Genomic DNA, 13,109 nt, shown 5'->3' with positions numbered 1-13,109 from the left:
GGGGCGCGGGGAACTGCGCGATCAGCCACCGACGGCCCGCGCCCGAAGCACGACCCTAGTAGCGGTAGTGCTGCTGCTCGTCGTAACCGGGCCCCGGCTGCTGGGGATAAGGCGGCTGCTGGGGCGGCGCCGCCGCGTCCGTGTCCCGCTGCTGGGGCACCCAGACTCCACCGGGCGGGGTGTCCATGTCGTAGTGCTGCGGGGCGTAGACGTCGCCGGAATAGCCCGTCGTGCCGTACTGCTGGTGCGTGCCGTACTGCTGCTGGGGCTGCTGCGACTGCTGGGGCTGCGCATAGGCGTCGTAAGTCTCGTAGCCCTGCTGGCGGTTGCCGATATAGGGGTCGGAGTACGCGGCGTACTGCCCCTGCGCATAGTCGAATTGACCGTTCTGGCCGGTGTACTCGGCATTCTGCGGCATGCCCTGGAAGGCGTCATAGCCGCCGAAGACACTGGTCTCCTCCACCGCCGCGTACTCGGCGGTGGGCTGCTCCGGCACCCCGGTGAGACCGGACGGCACCCCCGGCACCCCGGCCGGCTGCTCCGGCGCGCCGTCCGCGGCCTGCTCCCCGGCGAGAGCCGCGGGGGCCGCCGGGGCCGCGGGGGCCGGGCTGTCGGTGGTGGCGCCGCGCTCCGCCCGGCCCCGCCGCCGTCCGGACCGTCCGCCCGACCGGCCGGCGGACCTGCCGCCGGCCCGGCCCTCGCCCGCGCCGCCCTCGTTCCCGGCGGCAGCGGGCCGGCGGAGCGCCCAGCCCGCGGCGAAGCCGCGCCGGAAGGAGAGCGTCACAAAGACCTGGCCGGCCGCGAAGCCGACCGCCCCGACCACGATCACCGGCACCGAGGCGGCCATCACACCGGCCACCACACCGAGGAAGCCCCCGAAGGCCAGCAGCCGCCAGCGCAGCCGGGCCTTGTACTGCAGCAGCACCTCGCTGAGCAGCCAGAGCGCGACGATGCCGAACGCGATGTAGAGGACCGTCCAGCCCATTAGCGCCCCTCTCGTTCGGCCGCCGTTCCCGGCCGGCCGTCAGGACCGCTGGTGCAGTCCCAGGTTCTCGTAGATTTCCAAGGTTGCCGTGGAGTGGTTCAGGGTAATGAAATGCAGCCCGGGAATCTCCTCGGCCATCAACCGTGCACACAGTTCGGTCGCGTACTCGATCCCGACCGAGCGTACAGCCGCCGGATCGTCCTGTACCGCCCGGATCCGCTCTGCCAGCCCCGAGGGGAAGGCGGCGTTGCTCAGCTGTGCGAATCGCTCGATCTGCTTCACATTGGTGACCGGCATGATTTCCGGAATGATCGGGGTGTCACACCCCGCCGCCGCGACCCGGTCACGCAGCCGCAGATAGTCCTCCGCGTGGAAGAACATCTGGGTGATCGCGAAGTCCGCGCCGGCCCGGCACTTGGCCACGAAGTGGCGGACGTCGGTCTCCCAGTCCGTGGAGCGCGGATGCATCTCCGGGAAGGCGGCCACGCCCACGCAGAAGTCCCCCGACTCCTTGATCAGGCGCACCAGTTCGGCGGCGTAGTGCAGGCCCCGGGGGTGTCGCACCCACTCGCCCAGCGGGTCGCCGGGCGGGTCCCCGCGCAGCGCGAGCATATTGCGGATGCCCACATCGGCGTACTGGCCGATGATGTTGCGCAGGTCGGCCACCGAGTGGTTGACCGCGGTCAGATGGGCCACCGGCGTAAGGGTGGTGTCGGTGGCGATGCGCTCCGTCGCCCGTACCGTGCCCTCGCGGGAGGAGCCGCCGGCGCCATAGGTCACGGAGACAAAGGTGGGGCCGACCGCCTCGATCCGCCGGATGGCGTTCCACAGGGTGCGTTCACCCCGTTCGGTCTTGGGGGCGGCGAACTCGAAGGAGTAGGAACGCTCGCCGGAAGCCAGCAGCTCACGAATAGTGCGCGCACGGTCAGTCCTGGTGGACGCGGTACCAAGGGCCATACCCGCCAAGTTAACCAGCGGTCCGGCGGCACCCCAACCCGTATCAGTGAAATGCCCTTTTTCACCGGGCGGTTCCCCACCCGGCCTCGAAGGTCAGTCGAGTTCCCGGACCCGCTTGGCCAGCCGGGCGGCCGCCGCGCCGGGGTCATCGGCCTCGGTGATGGCGCGCACCACCACGATCCGCCGGGCTCCGGCCTGGAGCACCTGGTCGAGATTGCCCTCGTCGATGCCGCCGATGGCGAACCAGGGACGGTCCGGGTTCCGGGACGCGGCGTGGCGCACCAGGGAGAGGCCGGGGGCGTACCGGCCGGGCTTGGTGGGGGTGGGCCAGCAGGGGCCGGTGCAGAAGTAGTCCACGCCCGGCTCGGCCAGGGCGGCGTCCACCTCCGCCTCGGCGTGGGTGGAGCGGCCTATCAGCACCTCCTCGCCCAGGATGGCGCGGGCCGCGGGCACCGGAAGGTCACCCTGGCCCAGGTGCAGCACCTGGGAACGGGCCGCATGCGCCACATCGGCGCGGTCGTTGACCGCCAGCAGCCTGCCATGGCGGCGGGCCGCCTCGGCGAACACGGCCAGCTGCTCCAGTTCCTCCCCGGCCTCCATGCCCTTGTCGCGGAGCTGGACGATGTCCACCCCGGCGGCCAGCACCGCGTCCAGGAACTCGGGCAGGTCGCCCTGACGCTTGCGGGCGTCGGTGCACAGATACAGCCGGGCGTCGGCGAGTCGCTCGCGCGCGGTCATGGACATCGGGTGGGACTCCCCCCGGTCGGCGGTGTACGGGCCCGGCCTTCCGGCCCGTACACCGCGCTGATCTCAGTTGCGGTACGGCGTTGCGGTGCGGCTCAGACGGCGAGCGCCTGGGCGCGGCGCTTCACCTCCGTGCCACGATTCTCGCGCAGCGCCTGCGCCGGGGTTCCGGGCAGGGTCTCATCAGCGGTGAAGAGCCACTCCAGCATCTCCTCATCGGTGAAGCCATCGTCCTTGAGAAGTGTCAGGGTCCCCGCGAGGCCCTTGACGACCTTGCCGTCCTTGATGAACTCGGCAGGCACTTGAAGCACATTGTTCTCGCCACGGCGCACGGCAATCAGCTGGCTCTCCTTCACCAGCTGGCGCACGCGCGTCACCTCGACATCCAGCATCTCCGCGATATCGGGGAGAGTGAGCCAGGCGGGAACAAGCCCTTCGATCTTTGCGTCAATCTCGGTCACGGGACAAGCCTGCCATCCGCCGCTGACAGCCGGTAGCCGGGTTGACCCGGGCGAGGCGCGGGGCACTCGCGCGGCCGCCGCGACCGGGGGCGCCCGGGACCGTCACCCGAGCACCGCGGCCTTCAGCGGCACCGAGGCGTCCGCGGCCCTGGACCGGTCCAGGGCGGCGCCCTGCTCGATCAGCTTGCGGCCCTGTGCCAGGTCACGCGGCCGGCCCACCGCCAGCAGCGCCACCAGCGCCCCCGACTTCAGCCAGCACACCGTCCAGGCGGCGCTGTCCGGGTCGCCGCGCCAGATCATCTCGTCGGCGGCCGCATGGTGCCCCGCGTACTGCACAAACCGGCCGAACTGCTCGGACCAGAAGTAGGGCACCGGGTCATAGACCGGCCCCTCCTCCGGGCCGAGCACAATGTTGGCGGCCACCGTGCGCGGCCCCTGCAGGGCGTTGTCCCAGTGGTGCACCAGCAGCCGCTCGCCATAGCGGGCGGAGGGGAAGGAGGCGCAGTCGCCGACCGCGTAGACATCCGGCAACGAGGTGCGCAGCCGCTCGTCGGCGCACACCGAGCGGTCCCCGGCCAGCTCGATGCCGGAGCCGGCCAGCCAGTCGGTGGCCGGGCGGGCGCCGATGCCCACCACCACCGCGTCCGCCTCGATCCGGCGGCCGTCGGCCAGCAGCACCGCGCCCTCCTGGACCGCCGCCACCTTGGCGCCGGTGAGCAGCCGCGCCCCGCTGTGCGCGTACCAGTCGGTCATATGGGCGGCGACCTCGGCGGGCACCGCGCCGGCCAGCACCCGGTCGGCGGCCTCCACCACGGTCACCTCACAGCCCGCCTCCCGGGCGGCGGTGGCGAACTCGGCGCCGATCCAGCCCGCGCCGACCGCCACCACGCTGCGCTGGGCGGCCAGCAGCGGCCGCAGCCGTTCCGCGTCGTCCACGGTGCGCAGCAGATGGACGCCGGGCACGCCCTCGCTGCCGGGCAGCTGGAGCGGCACCGCGCCGGTGGCGATGACCAGCACGTCATAGGGCACGCTGCCGCGCACCGTGTCCACCTGGTGCTCCTCGGCGCGCAGCGCGGTGACCTCCCGGTCGAGCTGCACCTCGATGCCCAGCGCCGTGAAGTCCACCTCGAAGGCGGAACCCTCCGCCTTGCCCAGCAGCACGGTCTTGGACAGCGGCGGCCGGTCGTACGGGGGGTGCGGCTCCGCGCCCAGCAGGGTGATCTCGCCGGTCCAGCCCTGTTCCCGCAGGGCCAGGGCGGTCTGCACGCCGGCCATGCCGGCGCCCACGATCACAACGCGCCCGCCACCGGTGGTGTTCGTCTGCTCACTCACCCGATCACCATAGGGCGACCGCCGAGGGCTTACCGAGCACCCGGTCGGGAGACCTCCGACACAACCCCCCCGCCGTATGCGCCCGTCCGCCGGGCCCCGCCGCCTTCCGGTGCTCTCCCGGCCCGTACTAGGGTGACCGCTGCACACGCACTCGCGGGAGCCCGGCGCACCGGGCTGAGAGGGAGGCTGGACGGCCTCCGACCGTACGAACCTGATCCGGGTCATGCCGGCGAAGGGAGGGGCTGGATGCCCATGCACGCGTCTCAACGGCCAAAGACCGGTGGCCCACCGGGGACCTGGGACGTCCTGGTGATCGGTGGCGGACTGATCGGGCTGGTCACCGCCTGGCGGGCGGCCCGGCGCGGGCTGCGCACCGCGCTCGCCGACCCCTCGCCGGGCGGTGGCGCCACCCGGGTGGCGGCCGGCATGCTCGCCCCGGTCACCGAACTGCACTACGGGGAGCAGGCGCTGCTCGCCCTCAACCTGGCCTCGGCGCGCCGCTATCCGGCGTTCACCGCCGAGTTGGAGGAGGCCAGCGGCCAGGACACCGGCTACCGGGCCTGCGGCACGCTGGCCGTGGCGCTGGACGCCGACGACCGGGCGTATCTGCGCGAACTGCACCAGCTCCAGTTGCGCTGCGGCCTGGACGCGCAGTGGCTGACCGGCCGTGAGTGCCGCCGGCTGGAGCCGATGCTGGCGCCCGGCGTACAGGGCGGCCTGCGGGTGGACGGCGACCACCAGACCGACCCCCGGCGGCTGGCCCTGGCCCTGCTGACGGCCTGTGAGCGGGCCGGGGTGGACATCCTGCGGCAGCGGGCGGTGGGCCTGCTGACCGCCGGGGACCGCGCCACCGGCGCCCTGCTCGAAGACGGCTCCCGGGTGACCGCCGGGCAGACGGTGCTGGCGGCGGGCAGCCACAGCGAGCGGCTGGCCGGGGTGCCGGCGGAGGTGCTGCCGCCGGTACGGCCGGTCAAGGGGCAGCTGCTGCGGCTGCGGGTGCCCGGCCCGTACCGCCCGTTCCTCTCCCGCACGGTACGGGCGGTGGTGCGCGGCGTGCCGGTCTACCTGGTGCCCCGGGAGAACGGCGAGCTGGTGGTGGGCGCCACCACCGAGGAGCTGGGCTTCGACACCACGGTCACCGCGGGCGGGGTCTACCAGCTGCTGCGCGACGCCCATGAACTGGTGCCCGGCATCACCGAGTTGCCGCTGGTGGAAACCTGCGCCGGGCTGCGTCCCGGCTCCCCCGACAACGGCCCGCTGCTCGGCCCCACCGCGCTGCCCGGCCTCCACCTGGCCACCGGCCACTACCGCAATGGCGTGCTGCTCACCCCGCTGACCGGGGAGGTGCTCGCCGACGTGCTGACCGGCGGCCGGGTGCCGGACGAGGCCCTGCCCTTCTCCCCCACCCGCTTCACCCCCGCACTCCAGGAGCAGTCCGCATGACCGCCACGACCGCCACCGTCCGGGTCTCCGTCAACGGTGAACAGCGCCTGGTCCCCGGCGGGACCACCCTCGACGGCCTGGTGGCCACGCTCACCGACGCCCGGGGCGGCGTCGCCGCCGCCGTCAACGAGACCGTCGTACCGCGCACCCGGTGGACGGCCACCACGCTGGACGACGGCGACCGGATCGAAGTTCTCACCGCGGTGCAGGGAGGCTGATCAGTTCCCATGGCAGACGATCTGCTCACCATCGCCGACACCGTCTTCACCTCCCGCCTGATCATGGGCACCGGCGGTGCGCCCAGCCTGGATGTGCTGGAACGGGCGCTGCTGGCCTCGGGCACCGAGCTGACCACGGTCGCCATGCGGCGGCTGGACCCCTCGGTGCGCGGCTCGGTGCTGTCCGTCCTGGAACGGCACGGGGTACGGGTGCTGCCCAACACCGCGGGCTGCTTCACCGCGGGCGAGGCGGTGCTGACCGCCCGGCTGGCGCGTGAGGCGCTGGGCACGGACTGGGTGAAGCTGGAGGTGATCGCCGACGAGCGCACCCTGCTGCCGGACCCCATCGAGCTGCTGGACGCGGCCGAGATCCTGGTGGACGACGGCTTCACGGTGCTGCCCTACACCAATGACGACCCGGTGCTGGCCCGCCGGCTGGAGGACCTCGGCTGCGCCGCGATCATGCCGCTGGGCTCGCCCATCGGCTCCGGCCTGGGCATCCGCAACCCGCACAACTTCCAGCTGATCACCGAGCGGGCCGGTGTCCCGGTGATCCTGGACGCGGGCGCGGGCACCGCCTCGGACGCGGCGCTGGCCATGGAGCTGGGCTGCTCGGCGGTGATGCTGGCCTCGGCGGTGACCCGGGCGCAGGAGCCGGTGCTGATGGCGGAGGCGATGCGGCACGCGGTGGAGGCGGGGCGGCTGGCGTACCGCGCGGGTCGCATCCCCCGCCGCCACTTCGCCGAGGCGTCCTCCCCGACGGCGGGCCGCGCCACCCTGGACCCCGAACGCCCGGCGTTCACGGTGGCGTAGGGGGCGCCCCCGTAAGGGGCGCGGGGCGGCTGTGTCATGCGGCTCCGCCGCGTGGGCGCGACCAGCCACGCACGGCCCGCACCGGAAAACGCACCTGCCGTGGCACGGCGCGTTTCGTCGCCGGGTACCGAAACGACTGAGCCCGTACGGACGCACGCACCGGCGGTGCGCAACCCACGGCCTCGTAGACTCGTGGACCGTGGACACGACCCTCCCGGACCCCCTCGTCGACCAGTTGCTCGACGGCCGCTACCGCATCGAGGCACGCATCGCCGCGGGCGGCATGGCCACGGTCTACCGGGCCCTGGACACCCGCCTGGACCGGGTGCTCGCCCTGAAGGTGATGCACCCCAACCTGGCGGGGGACGAGGCCTTCACCGAGCGTTTCATCCGGGAGGCCAAGTCGGCGGCCCGGCTGGACCACCCCAATGTGGTGAGCGTCTTCGACCAGGGCACCGACGACGGCTACGTCTATCTGGCCATGGAGTATGTGGCCGGCTGCACCCTGCGGGATGTGCTGCGCGAGCGCGGCGCCCTGCAGCCGCGTGCCGCGCTGGACATCATGGAGCCGGTACTGGCCGCCCTGGGCGCCGCCCACCGGGCGGAGCTGGTGCACCGGGACATAAAGCCGGAGAACGTGCTGATCGGCGACGACGGCCGGGTCAAGGTCGCGGACTTCGGGCTGGTGCGCGCGGTGGGCACCAACACCACCACCGACACCGGCTCCGTGCTGGGCACCCTCTCCTACCTCGCGCCGGAGCAGATCGAGCACGGTGTGGTGGACACCCGCACCGATGTTTACGCCTGCGGCGTGGTGCTCTACGAGATGCTCACCGGCCTCAAGCCGCACTCCGGGGCCAGCCCCGCCCAGGTCCTCTACCAGCACCTCAACCAGGATGTCCCGCCGCCGTCCGACGAGGCCCCGGGCCTGGCCCCGGAGCTGGACGATGTGGTGACGGTCAGCACCGCCCGCGACCCCCGGCTGCGGCCGGACGACGCGGTGGGCATGCTGGGGCTGATCCGGGAGGCCCGTTCGGCGCTGACCGAGGAGCAGCTGGACGCCCGCCCGCCGCGCGCGCTCGCCGCGCACGCGGGCGCCGAGGACCGCACCACCGTGCTGCCCCGGCCGGCCGTCTCCCCGTCGCAGCTGACCCCCCGGAACCCGCTGCCGCAGCAGGACGACGCCGACCACACGGCCCGCTTCGACCAGCCGCCCGTCCCCCCGCAGGCCGCCCCGTCCGCGCCGGCCGGTCCGGTCTGGCAGCGCCGGCTGCCCGGGCCGCTGCGCCGGGTGCGGCGGCGCACCGCGCTGCTGGTGGCGGCCGCCGTGCTGGCGGTGCTGGCCGGCACCGGCGTCTGGTACATCAGCTCCGGCCAGTTCACCTCGGTGCCCGCGGTGCTGGACATGACCGAGCAGAAGGCGGAGCAGGAGCTGGACCGGGCCGGTCTGCGGGCGGACACCCGGCAGGACTTCAGCGACACCATCGAGCGCGGCCATGTGATGGCCACCGATCCCAAGCCCGGTGAGCGGATCCGCAACACCGGCCGGGTGACGCTGACCATCTCCCGGGGCCCCCGGCGGACCGAGGTGCCCAATGTGACGGGCATGCGGCTGGCCGAGGCCCGGCAGCGGATCGAGCACGCGGGGCTGACGGTCGGCGAGATCCGCCAGCAGTTCAGCGGGGAGACCCCGCAGGGTTCGGTGCTGTCCACCGATCCCCGGCCGGGCACCGAGCGCCGCCCCGACTCACCGGTCAGCCTGGTGGTCAGCAAGGGCGAGGCGCTGGATGTGCCGGATATCACCGGCCTGTCGGTGGACGACGCCACCAGCGCGCTGCGCGAGCTGGGCCTGCAGGTCAAGATCGCCGACACCCAGGTCTACTCGCCCCGCAACAAGGGCGACATCGCCGACCAGTCCCCGGCCAAGGGCACCAAGGCGGCCAAGGGCGACACCATCACGGTGACCGTCTCCAAGGGCAAGGAGATGCTCACGGTGCCGGATGTCACCGGCAAGAGCGAGGCGGACGCCCGGCGGATGCTCACCGAGGCCGGGTTCGAGGTGAAGGTGGACAAGCCCTTCTTCTTCCCCAAGGACTCGGTGGACGCCCAGTCGGTACGCGGCGGGGACAAGGCGGCCCGGGGCGACACCATCACCATCAAGATGAAGAGCGGGTTCTGACGTCAGCGTGAACGCGATACGCAATCCGGTCGGCGGCCATATCCCGGTGGCCGGCGGCCTGGCCCGGACCGGTCTGCCGTACGCCCGGCGGATGGGCGCCGAGGCGGTGCAGGTGTTTGTGGCCAACCCGCGCGGCTGGGCCACTCCGGCCGGCAGCCCGGCCCAGGACGAGGAGTTCCGCGCGGGCTGTGCCGAGGCGGGGCTGCCGGTGTACGTCCATGCGCCCTACCTGATCAACTTTGGCTCGCACACCGTGGAGACGGCCGAGCGGTCCGTGCTCTCGCTGCGGCACTCGCTGCGCCGGGGGCGGGAGATCGGGGCGCGCGGGGTGGTGGTGCACACCGGCTCGGCCACCGGCGGGCGGGCGCGCGACACCGCGCTGGCACAGGTGCGGGAGCGGCTGCTGCCGCTGCTGGACGAGCTGACGCACCCCGCGGACCCCCGGCTGCTGCTGGAGCCGACGGCCGGTCAGGGCGCCTCGCTGTGCTCCTGGATCGCCGACCTGGGCCCGTACTTCGAAGCGCTGGACCACCATCCGAAGCTGGGCGTCTGCCTGGACACCTGCCACCTCTTCGCGGCCGGGCACGACCTGGCCGGGCCCGGCGGGATGAAGCAGGCGCTGGACGAGCTGGTGGCGGTGGTGGGACCGGGCCGGCTGGGCCTGATCCACGCCAATGACTCCAAGGATGTGGTGGGCGCGCACAAGGACCGGCATGCCAACATCGGCGCCGGGTGCATCGGCGCGGAGCCCTTCGCCGGGCTGTTCCGCCATCCGGAGACGGCCGGGGTGCCGCTGACCATCGAGACGCCGGGCGGCCCGGAGGGGCATGCGGCGGACGTGGCACGGCTGAAGGAGCTGCGGGACGAGACCGTCCAGCGGGGGTGCGGTCCCCGCTAAAGCTCTGGGCCCTCGCCCGGCAGTTCCTGGTAGGAGTAGCGCTGCTCCTGCCAGGGGTCACCGATGTTGTGGTAGCCCCGCTCCTCCCAGAAGCCGCGCCGGTCGGCGGTCATGTACTCCACGCCGCGCACCCACTTGGGGCCCTTCCAGGCGTACAGGTGCGGCACCGCCAGCCGCACCGGGAAGCCGTGCTCGGCGGTGAGCAGCTCGCCGTCCTTGTGGGTGGCGAAGATGCTCCGCTCATCGGTGAAGTCGGCCAGCCGCAGATTGGCGCTGTAGCCGTACTCGGCCCACACCATCACATGGGTGGCCTCGGGCGCGGGCGGCGCCAGCGCCACAATGGTCCGGGCCAGCACCCCGCCCCACTCCACGCCGAGCACGCTGTACTTGGTGACACAGTGCAGGTCGGCCGTCACGGTGGCGTAGGGCAGCGCGGTGAACTCCTCATGCGTCCAGCACCGCTTGTCCCCGTCGGCGGTGGCGCCGAAGACGCGGAACTCCCAGCGTTCCGGGCGGAACTTCGGCACCGGGCCGTAGTGCGTCACCGGCCAGCCGCGCTGGAATCGCTGCCCCGGAGGTAGCTGGAGATGCTCCTCTTTGCGGCTTTCCGCGCTATTCGGCTGACCCATGACTCAATGGTGTCAGACCGTCAGGGGTGCTGGTGACCACGGGGTAACCGGGCACCCTTATCCGGACAAGTCACGGTAAGTGTGTACTTACTGGAAGGTTTCCTGGCCTGGTGCGAGGATGCGCGCAATCCGTACGCCCTCCCCAGGAAGGAACCGCTGCGATGCAGGGCGACCCAGAGATTGTCGAGTTCCTCAATGAACAGCTGACCGGCGAGCTCACCGCCATCAACCAGTACTTCCTGCACGCCAAGCTGCAGGAGCACCACGGCTGGACCAAGATCGCGGAGCACACCCGTGCCGAGTCGTTCGACGAGATGAAGCACGCCGAGGTGCTCACCGACCGCATCATCTTCCTGGAGGGGCTGCCCAACTACCAGCGGCTCTTCCATGTCCGTATCGGCCAGTCCATCACCGAGATGTTCCAGGCCGACCGCCAGGTGGAGGTCGAGGCCATCGACCGGCTGCGGCGGGGTGTGGAGGTGATGCGGGCCAAGGGCGACATCACCTCGGCCAATATCTTCGAGTCGATCCTGGCCGACGAGGAGGACCACATCGACTACCTCGACACCCAACTGGAGCTGATCGAGAAGCTGGGTGAGCCGCTGTATCTGGCCCAGTTCATCGACCAGTCCAACGGCGATTCCCACTGAGGGACGCCGGGGGCGGACGGCCTCAGGCCGCGAGCTCCCCGCCCAGCGCGGCCGGCAGCGTCGGCTGGGACGACACCTCGGCACCCAGCACCACGGCCGGCTCCCGGCGCGGGCAGGCTCCCCGGCCCAGGATCGACTGGATACGGCGCACACAGCTGCCGCAGTCGGTACCGGCCTTGCAGGCCGAAGCGATCTTGCGAGGGGTACAGGCTCCGTTCTCCGCGTGCTCACGCACCTGCCGCTCCGTAATGCCGAAGCATGAGCAGACGTACACGCGGTCACCGCCTCGCCTCAGAGAGATCAACTAGAAAGGTAACCCTTACCTTACCCGCTCTGGCCGAAGTGCCACAACGCCCTGGGGCGCGGATCACAGGTTCCGCGCCCCAGGGCGTGTGCGGCCGGGTTCCCCTACTGGTCCCGGTACATCTCCGCGACCAGGAACGCCAGGTCCAGCGACTGGCTGCGGTTGAGCCGCGGGTCGCAGGCGGTCTCATAGCGCTGGTGCAGATCGTCGACGAAGATCTCGTCGCCGCCGCCCACGCACTCGGTGACATCGTCGCCGGTCAGCTCGACATGGATGCCGCCCGGGTGGGTGCCCAGGCTCTTGTGCACCTCGAAGAAGCCCTTGACCTCGTCCAGGACATCGTCGAAGCGCCGGGTCTTGTGCCCGGAGGCCGCCTCGAAGGTGTTGCCGTGCATGGGGTCGCACACCCAGGCCACCTGGGCACCGGAGGCGGTGACCTTCTCCACCAGCTCCGGCAGCCGGTCGCGGATCTTCTCCGCGCCCATCCGGGTGATGAAGGTCAGCCGGCCCGGCTCACGCTCCGGGTCCAGGCGCTCGATCAGGGTGAGCGCCTCCTCCGGAGTGGTGGTCGGCCCCAGCTTGACCCCGAGGGGGTTGCGGATCCGGGCGGCGAACTCGATGTGCGCGCCGTCCAGCTGCCGGGTGCGCTCCCCGATCCACACCATGTGGCCCGAGACGTCATAGAGGTCACCGGTGCGCGAGTCCACCCGGGTCAGCGCCGACTCATAGTCCAGGATCAGCGCCTCGTGGGAGGCGTAGAACTCCACCGTCTTGAACTCCTCCGGGTCCACCCCGCAGGCGTTCATAAAGTTCATCGCCCGGTCGATCTCCCGGGCCAGGGCCTCATAGCGCTGGCCGGACGGCGAGGACCGTACGAAGTCCTGGTTCCAGGCGTGCACCTGGCGCAGGTCGGCGTAGCCGCCGGTGGTGAAGGCGCGCACCAGGTTCAGCGTGGAGGCCGAGGCCTGGTACATCCGCTTCAGCCGCTGCGGGTCCGGGGTACGGGCCTCGGGGGTGAAGGCGAAGCCGTTGACCGAGTCGCCGCGGTAGGTCGGCAGGGTCACGCCGTCCCGGGTCTCGGTCGGCTTGGAGCGCGGCTTGCTGTACTGGCCGGCGATCCGGCCCACCTTGACCACCGGCACCGAACCGGCGTAGGTCAGCACCGCGCCCATCTGGAGCAGGGTCTTGAGCTTGTTGCGGATCTGGTCCGCGCCCACGGCGTCGAAGGCCTCGGCGCAGTCACCGCCCTGGAGCAGGAACGCCTCGCCACGGGCCACCGCTGCCAGGCGCTCACGCAGCTGGTCGCACTCGCCGGCGAAGACGAGGGGCGGATAGGACTCGAGCTCGGCGATCACATCGCGCAGAGCCTCTTGGTCCGGCCATTCAGGCTGCTGCGCCGCGGGCAGAGAGCGCCAGGTGTTGCCACCGGCGTGGAGTTCAGCGTTCACGGTCACGACCTCAACACTACGGGGTCACCCCCCTCGCCCAGCGGCCCG

At 71.9% G+C, this 13,109-nt stretch carries 14 protein-coding genes and 1 riboswitch; of the genes, 6 read left to right on the top strand and 8 right to left on the bottom strand.

Translation table 11 applies throughout. From position 1 onward, the window contains the following. Window positions 1–55: 55 nt before the first annotated feature. From ACIHFE_RS03525 to ACIHFE_RS03505, 5 genes are all read right to left on the bottom strand, one after another. Window positions 56–985, bottom strand: a complete 930-nt coding sequence (locus tag ACIHFE_RS03525) for a hypothetical protein (protein WP_400104091.1) — start codon at window positions 983–985, stop codon at window positions 56–58. 39 nt (window positions 986–1,024) lie between these two features. Beyond that, window positions 1,025–1,942, bottom strand: coding sequence for a methylenetetrahydrofolate reductase [NAD(P)H] (metF, locus tag ACIHFE_RS03520; RefSeq protein WP_400104090.1), 918 nt, complete (start codon window positions 1,940–1,942; stop codon window positions 1,025–1,027). Between the two features lie 93 nt (window positions 1,943–2,035). Next, window positions 2,036–2,686: a thiamine phosphate synthase gene (gene thiE, locus ACIHFE_RS03515; protein ID WP_400104089.1), complete on the bottom strand. Its 651-nt coding sequence runs from the start codon at window positions 2,684–2,686 to the stop codon at window positions 2,036–2,038. Window positions 2,687–2,781: 95 nt separating this feature from the next. Beyond that, on the bottom strand, window positions 2,782–3,147 hold the full coding sequence (locus tag ACIHFE_RS03510) for an Rv2175c family DNA-binding protein (RefSeq protein ID WP_400104088.1): 366 nt from the start codon (window positions 3,145–3,147) through the stop codon (window positions 2,782–2,784). A gap of 102 nt (window positions 3,148–3,249) precedes the next feature. Further along, a complete protein-coding gene (locus tag ACIHFE_RS03505; protein WP_400104087.1) occupies window positions 3,250–4,479 on the bottom strand; it encodes an NAD(P)/FAD-dependent oxidoreductase in 1,230 nt (409 codons plus the stop codon). 143 nt (window positions 4,480–4,622) lie between these two features. Next, window positions 4,623–4,734, top strand: a riboswitch (TPP riboswitch). Here ACIHFE_RS03505 and thiO point away from each other — a divergent pair. The 5 genes from thiO to ACIHFE_RS03480 all read left to right on the top strand — a co-directional run bounded on the left by thiO (window position 4,732) and on the right by ACIHFE_RS03480 (window position 10,030). Then, window positions 4,732–5,922: a glycine oxidase ThiO gene (gene thiO / locus ACIHFE_RS03500; RefSeq protein ID WP_400104402.1), complete on the top strand. Its 1,191-nt coding sequence runs from the start codon at window positions 4,732–4,734 to the stop codon at window positions 5,920–5,922. (Overlaps the previous riboswitch by 3 nt.) After that, complete coding sequence (gene thiS, locus ACIHFE_RS03495; protein WP_400104086.1) at window positions 5,919–6,140, top strand: sulfur carrier protein ThiS; 222 nt, start codon at window positions 5,919–5,921, stop codon at window positions 6,138–6,140. The genes thiO and thiS overlap by 4 nt, the downstream gene beginning before the upstream one ends. Window positions 6,141–6,149: 9 nt before the next feature. Next, on the top strand, window positions 6,150–6,953 hold the full coding sequence (locus ACIHFE_RS03490) for a thiazole synthase (RefSeq protein WP_400104085.1): 804 nt from the start codon (window positions 6,150–6,152) through the stop codon (window positions 6,951–6,953). Window positions 6,954–7,152: 199 nt separating this feature from the next. After that, window positions 7,153–9,132: a Stk1 family PASTA domain-containing Ser/Thr kinase gene (gene pknB / locus ACIHFE_RS03485; protein WP_400104084.1), complete on the top strand. Its 1,980-nt coding sequence runs from the start codon at window positions 7,153–7,155 to the stop codon at window positions 9,130–9,132. Window positions 9,133–9,148: 16 nt separating this feature from the next. Further along, window positions 9,149–10,030, top strand: a complete 882-nt coding sequence (locus ACIHFE_RS03480) for a deoxyribonuclease IV (protein WP_400104401.1) — start codon at window positions 9,149–9,151, stop codon at window positions 10,028–10,030. On the opposite strand, the gene ACIHFE_RS03475 is transcribed toward ACIHFE_RS03480, so the two are convergent. Then, complete coding sequence (locus ACIHFE_RS03475; RefSeq protein WP_400104083.1) at window positions 10,027–10,659, bottom strand: sulfite oxidase-like oxidoreductase; 633 nt, start codon at window positions 10,657–10,659, stop codon at window positions 10,027–10,029. The genes ACIHFE_RS03480 and ACIHFE_RS03475 overlap by 4 nt on opposite strands. A gap of 161 nt (window positions 10,660–10,820) precedes the next feature. Here ACIHFE_RS03475 and bfr point away from each other — a divergent pair, with 161 nt between their 5' ends. Continuing rightward, window positions 10,821–11,309 carry a bacterioferritin gene (bfr, locus tag ACIHFE_RS03470; RefSeq protein ID WP_400104082.1) on the top strand — a complete coding sequence of 163 codons (489 nt, stop codon included), beginning with the start codon at window positions 10,821–10,823 and terminating at the stop codon, window positions 11,307–11,309. 22 nt (window positions 11,310–11,331) lie between these two features. Here the strand turns inward: bfr and ACIHFE_RS03465 are convergent, their stop codons facing one another. Further along, entirely contained in the window at window positions 11,332–11,583 is a 252-nt protein-coding gene (locus ACIHFE_RS03465) for a bacterioferritin-associated ferredoxin (RefSeq protein WP_400104081.1), read from the bottom strand. 134 nt (window positions 11,584–11,717) lie between these two features. After that, a complete protein-coding gene (locus ACIHFE_RS03460) occupies window positions 11,718–13,067 on the bottom strand; it encodes a class II 3-deoxy-7-phosphoheptulonate synthase (RefSeq protein ID WP_400104080.1) in 1,350 nt (449 codons plus the stop codon). Between the last annotated feature and the right edge of the window lie 42 nt (window positions 13,068–13,109).

Source organism: Streptomyces sp. NPDC052396, assembly GCF_044593195.1.
GTDB lineage: Bacteria > Actinomycetota > Actinomycetes > Streptomycetales > Streptomycetaceae > Streptomyces.
The sequence above is the reverse complement of the archived record's forward strand: the minus strand, read 5'-3'. Positions and strand labels throughout refer to the sequence as shown.

Coding starts and splice junctions, on each gene's coding strand:
- ACIHFE_RS03525 (WP_400104091.1), bottom strand. CDS start 985: ATGGGCTGGACGGTCCTCTACATCGCGTTCGGCATCGTCGCGCTCTGG.
- metF (WP_400104090.1), bottom strand. CDS start 1,942: ATGGCCCTTGGTACCGCGTCCACCAGGACTGACCGTGCGCGCACTATT.
- thiE (WP_400104089.1), bottom strand. CDS start 2,686: ATGTCCATGACCGCGCGCGAGCGACTCGCCGACGCCCGGCTGTATCTG.
- thiO (WP_400104402.1), top strand. CDS start 4,732: ATGCACGCGTCTCAACGGCCAAAGACCGGTGGCCCACCGGGGACCTGG.
- thiS (WP_400104086.1), top strand. CDS start 5,919: ATGACCGCCACGACCGCCACCGTCCGGGTCTCCGTCAACGGTGAACAG.
- ACIHFE_RS03490 (WP_400104085.1), top strand. CDS start 6,150: ATGGCAGACGATCTGCTCACCATCGCCGACACCGTCTTCACCTCCCGC.
- ACIHFE_RS03475 (WP_400104083.1), bottom strand. CDS start 10,659: ATGGGTCAGCCGAATAGCGCGGAAAGCCGCAAAGAGGAGCATCTCCAG.
- bfr (WP_400104082.1), top strand. CDS start 10,821: ATGCAGGGCGACCCAGAGATTGTCGAGTTCCTCAATGAACAGCTGACC.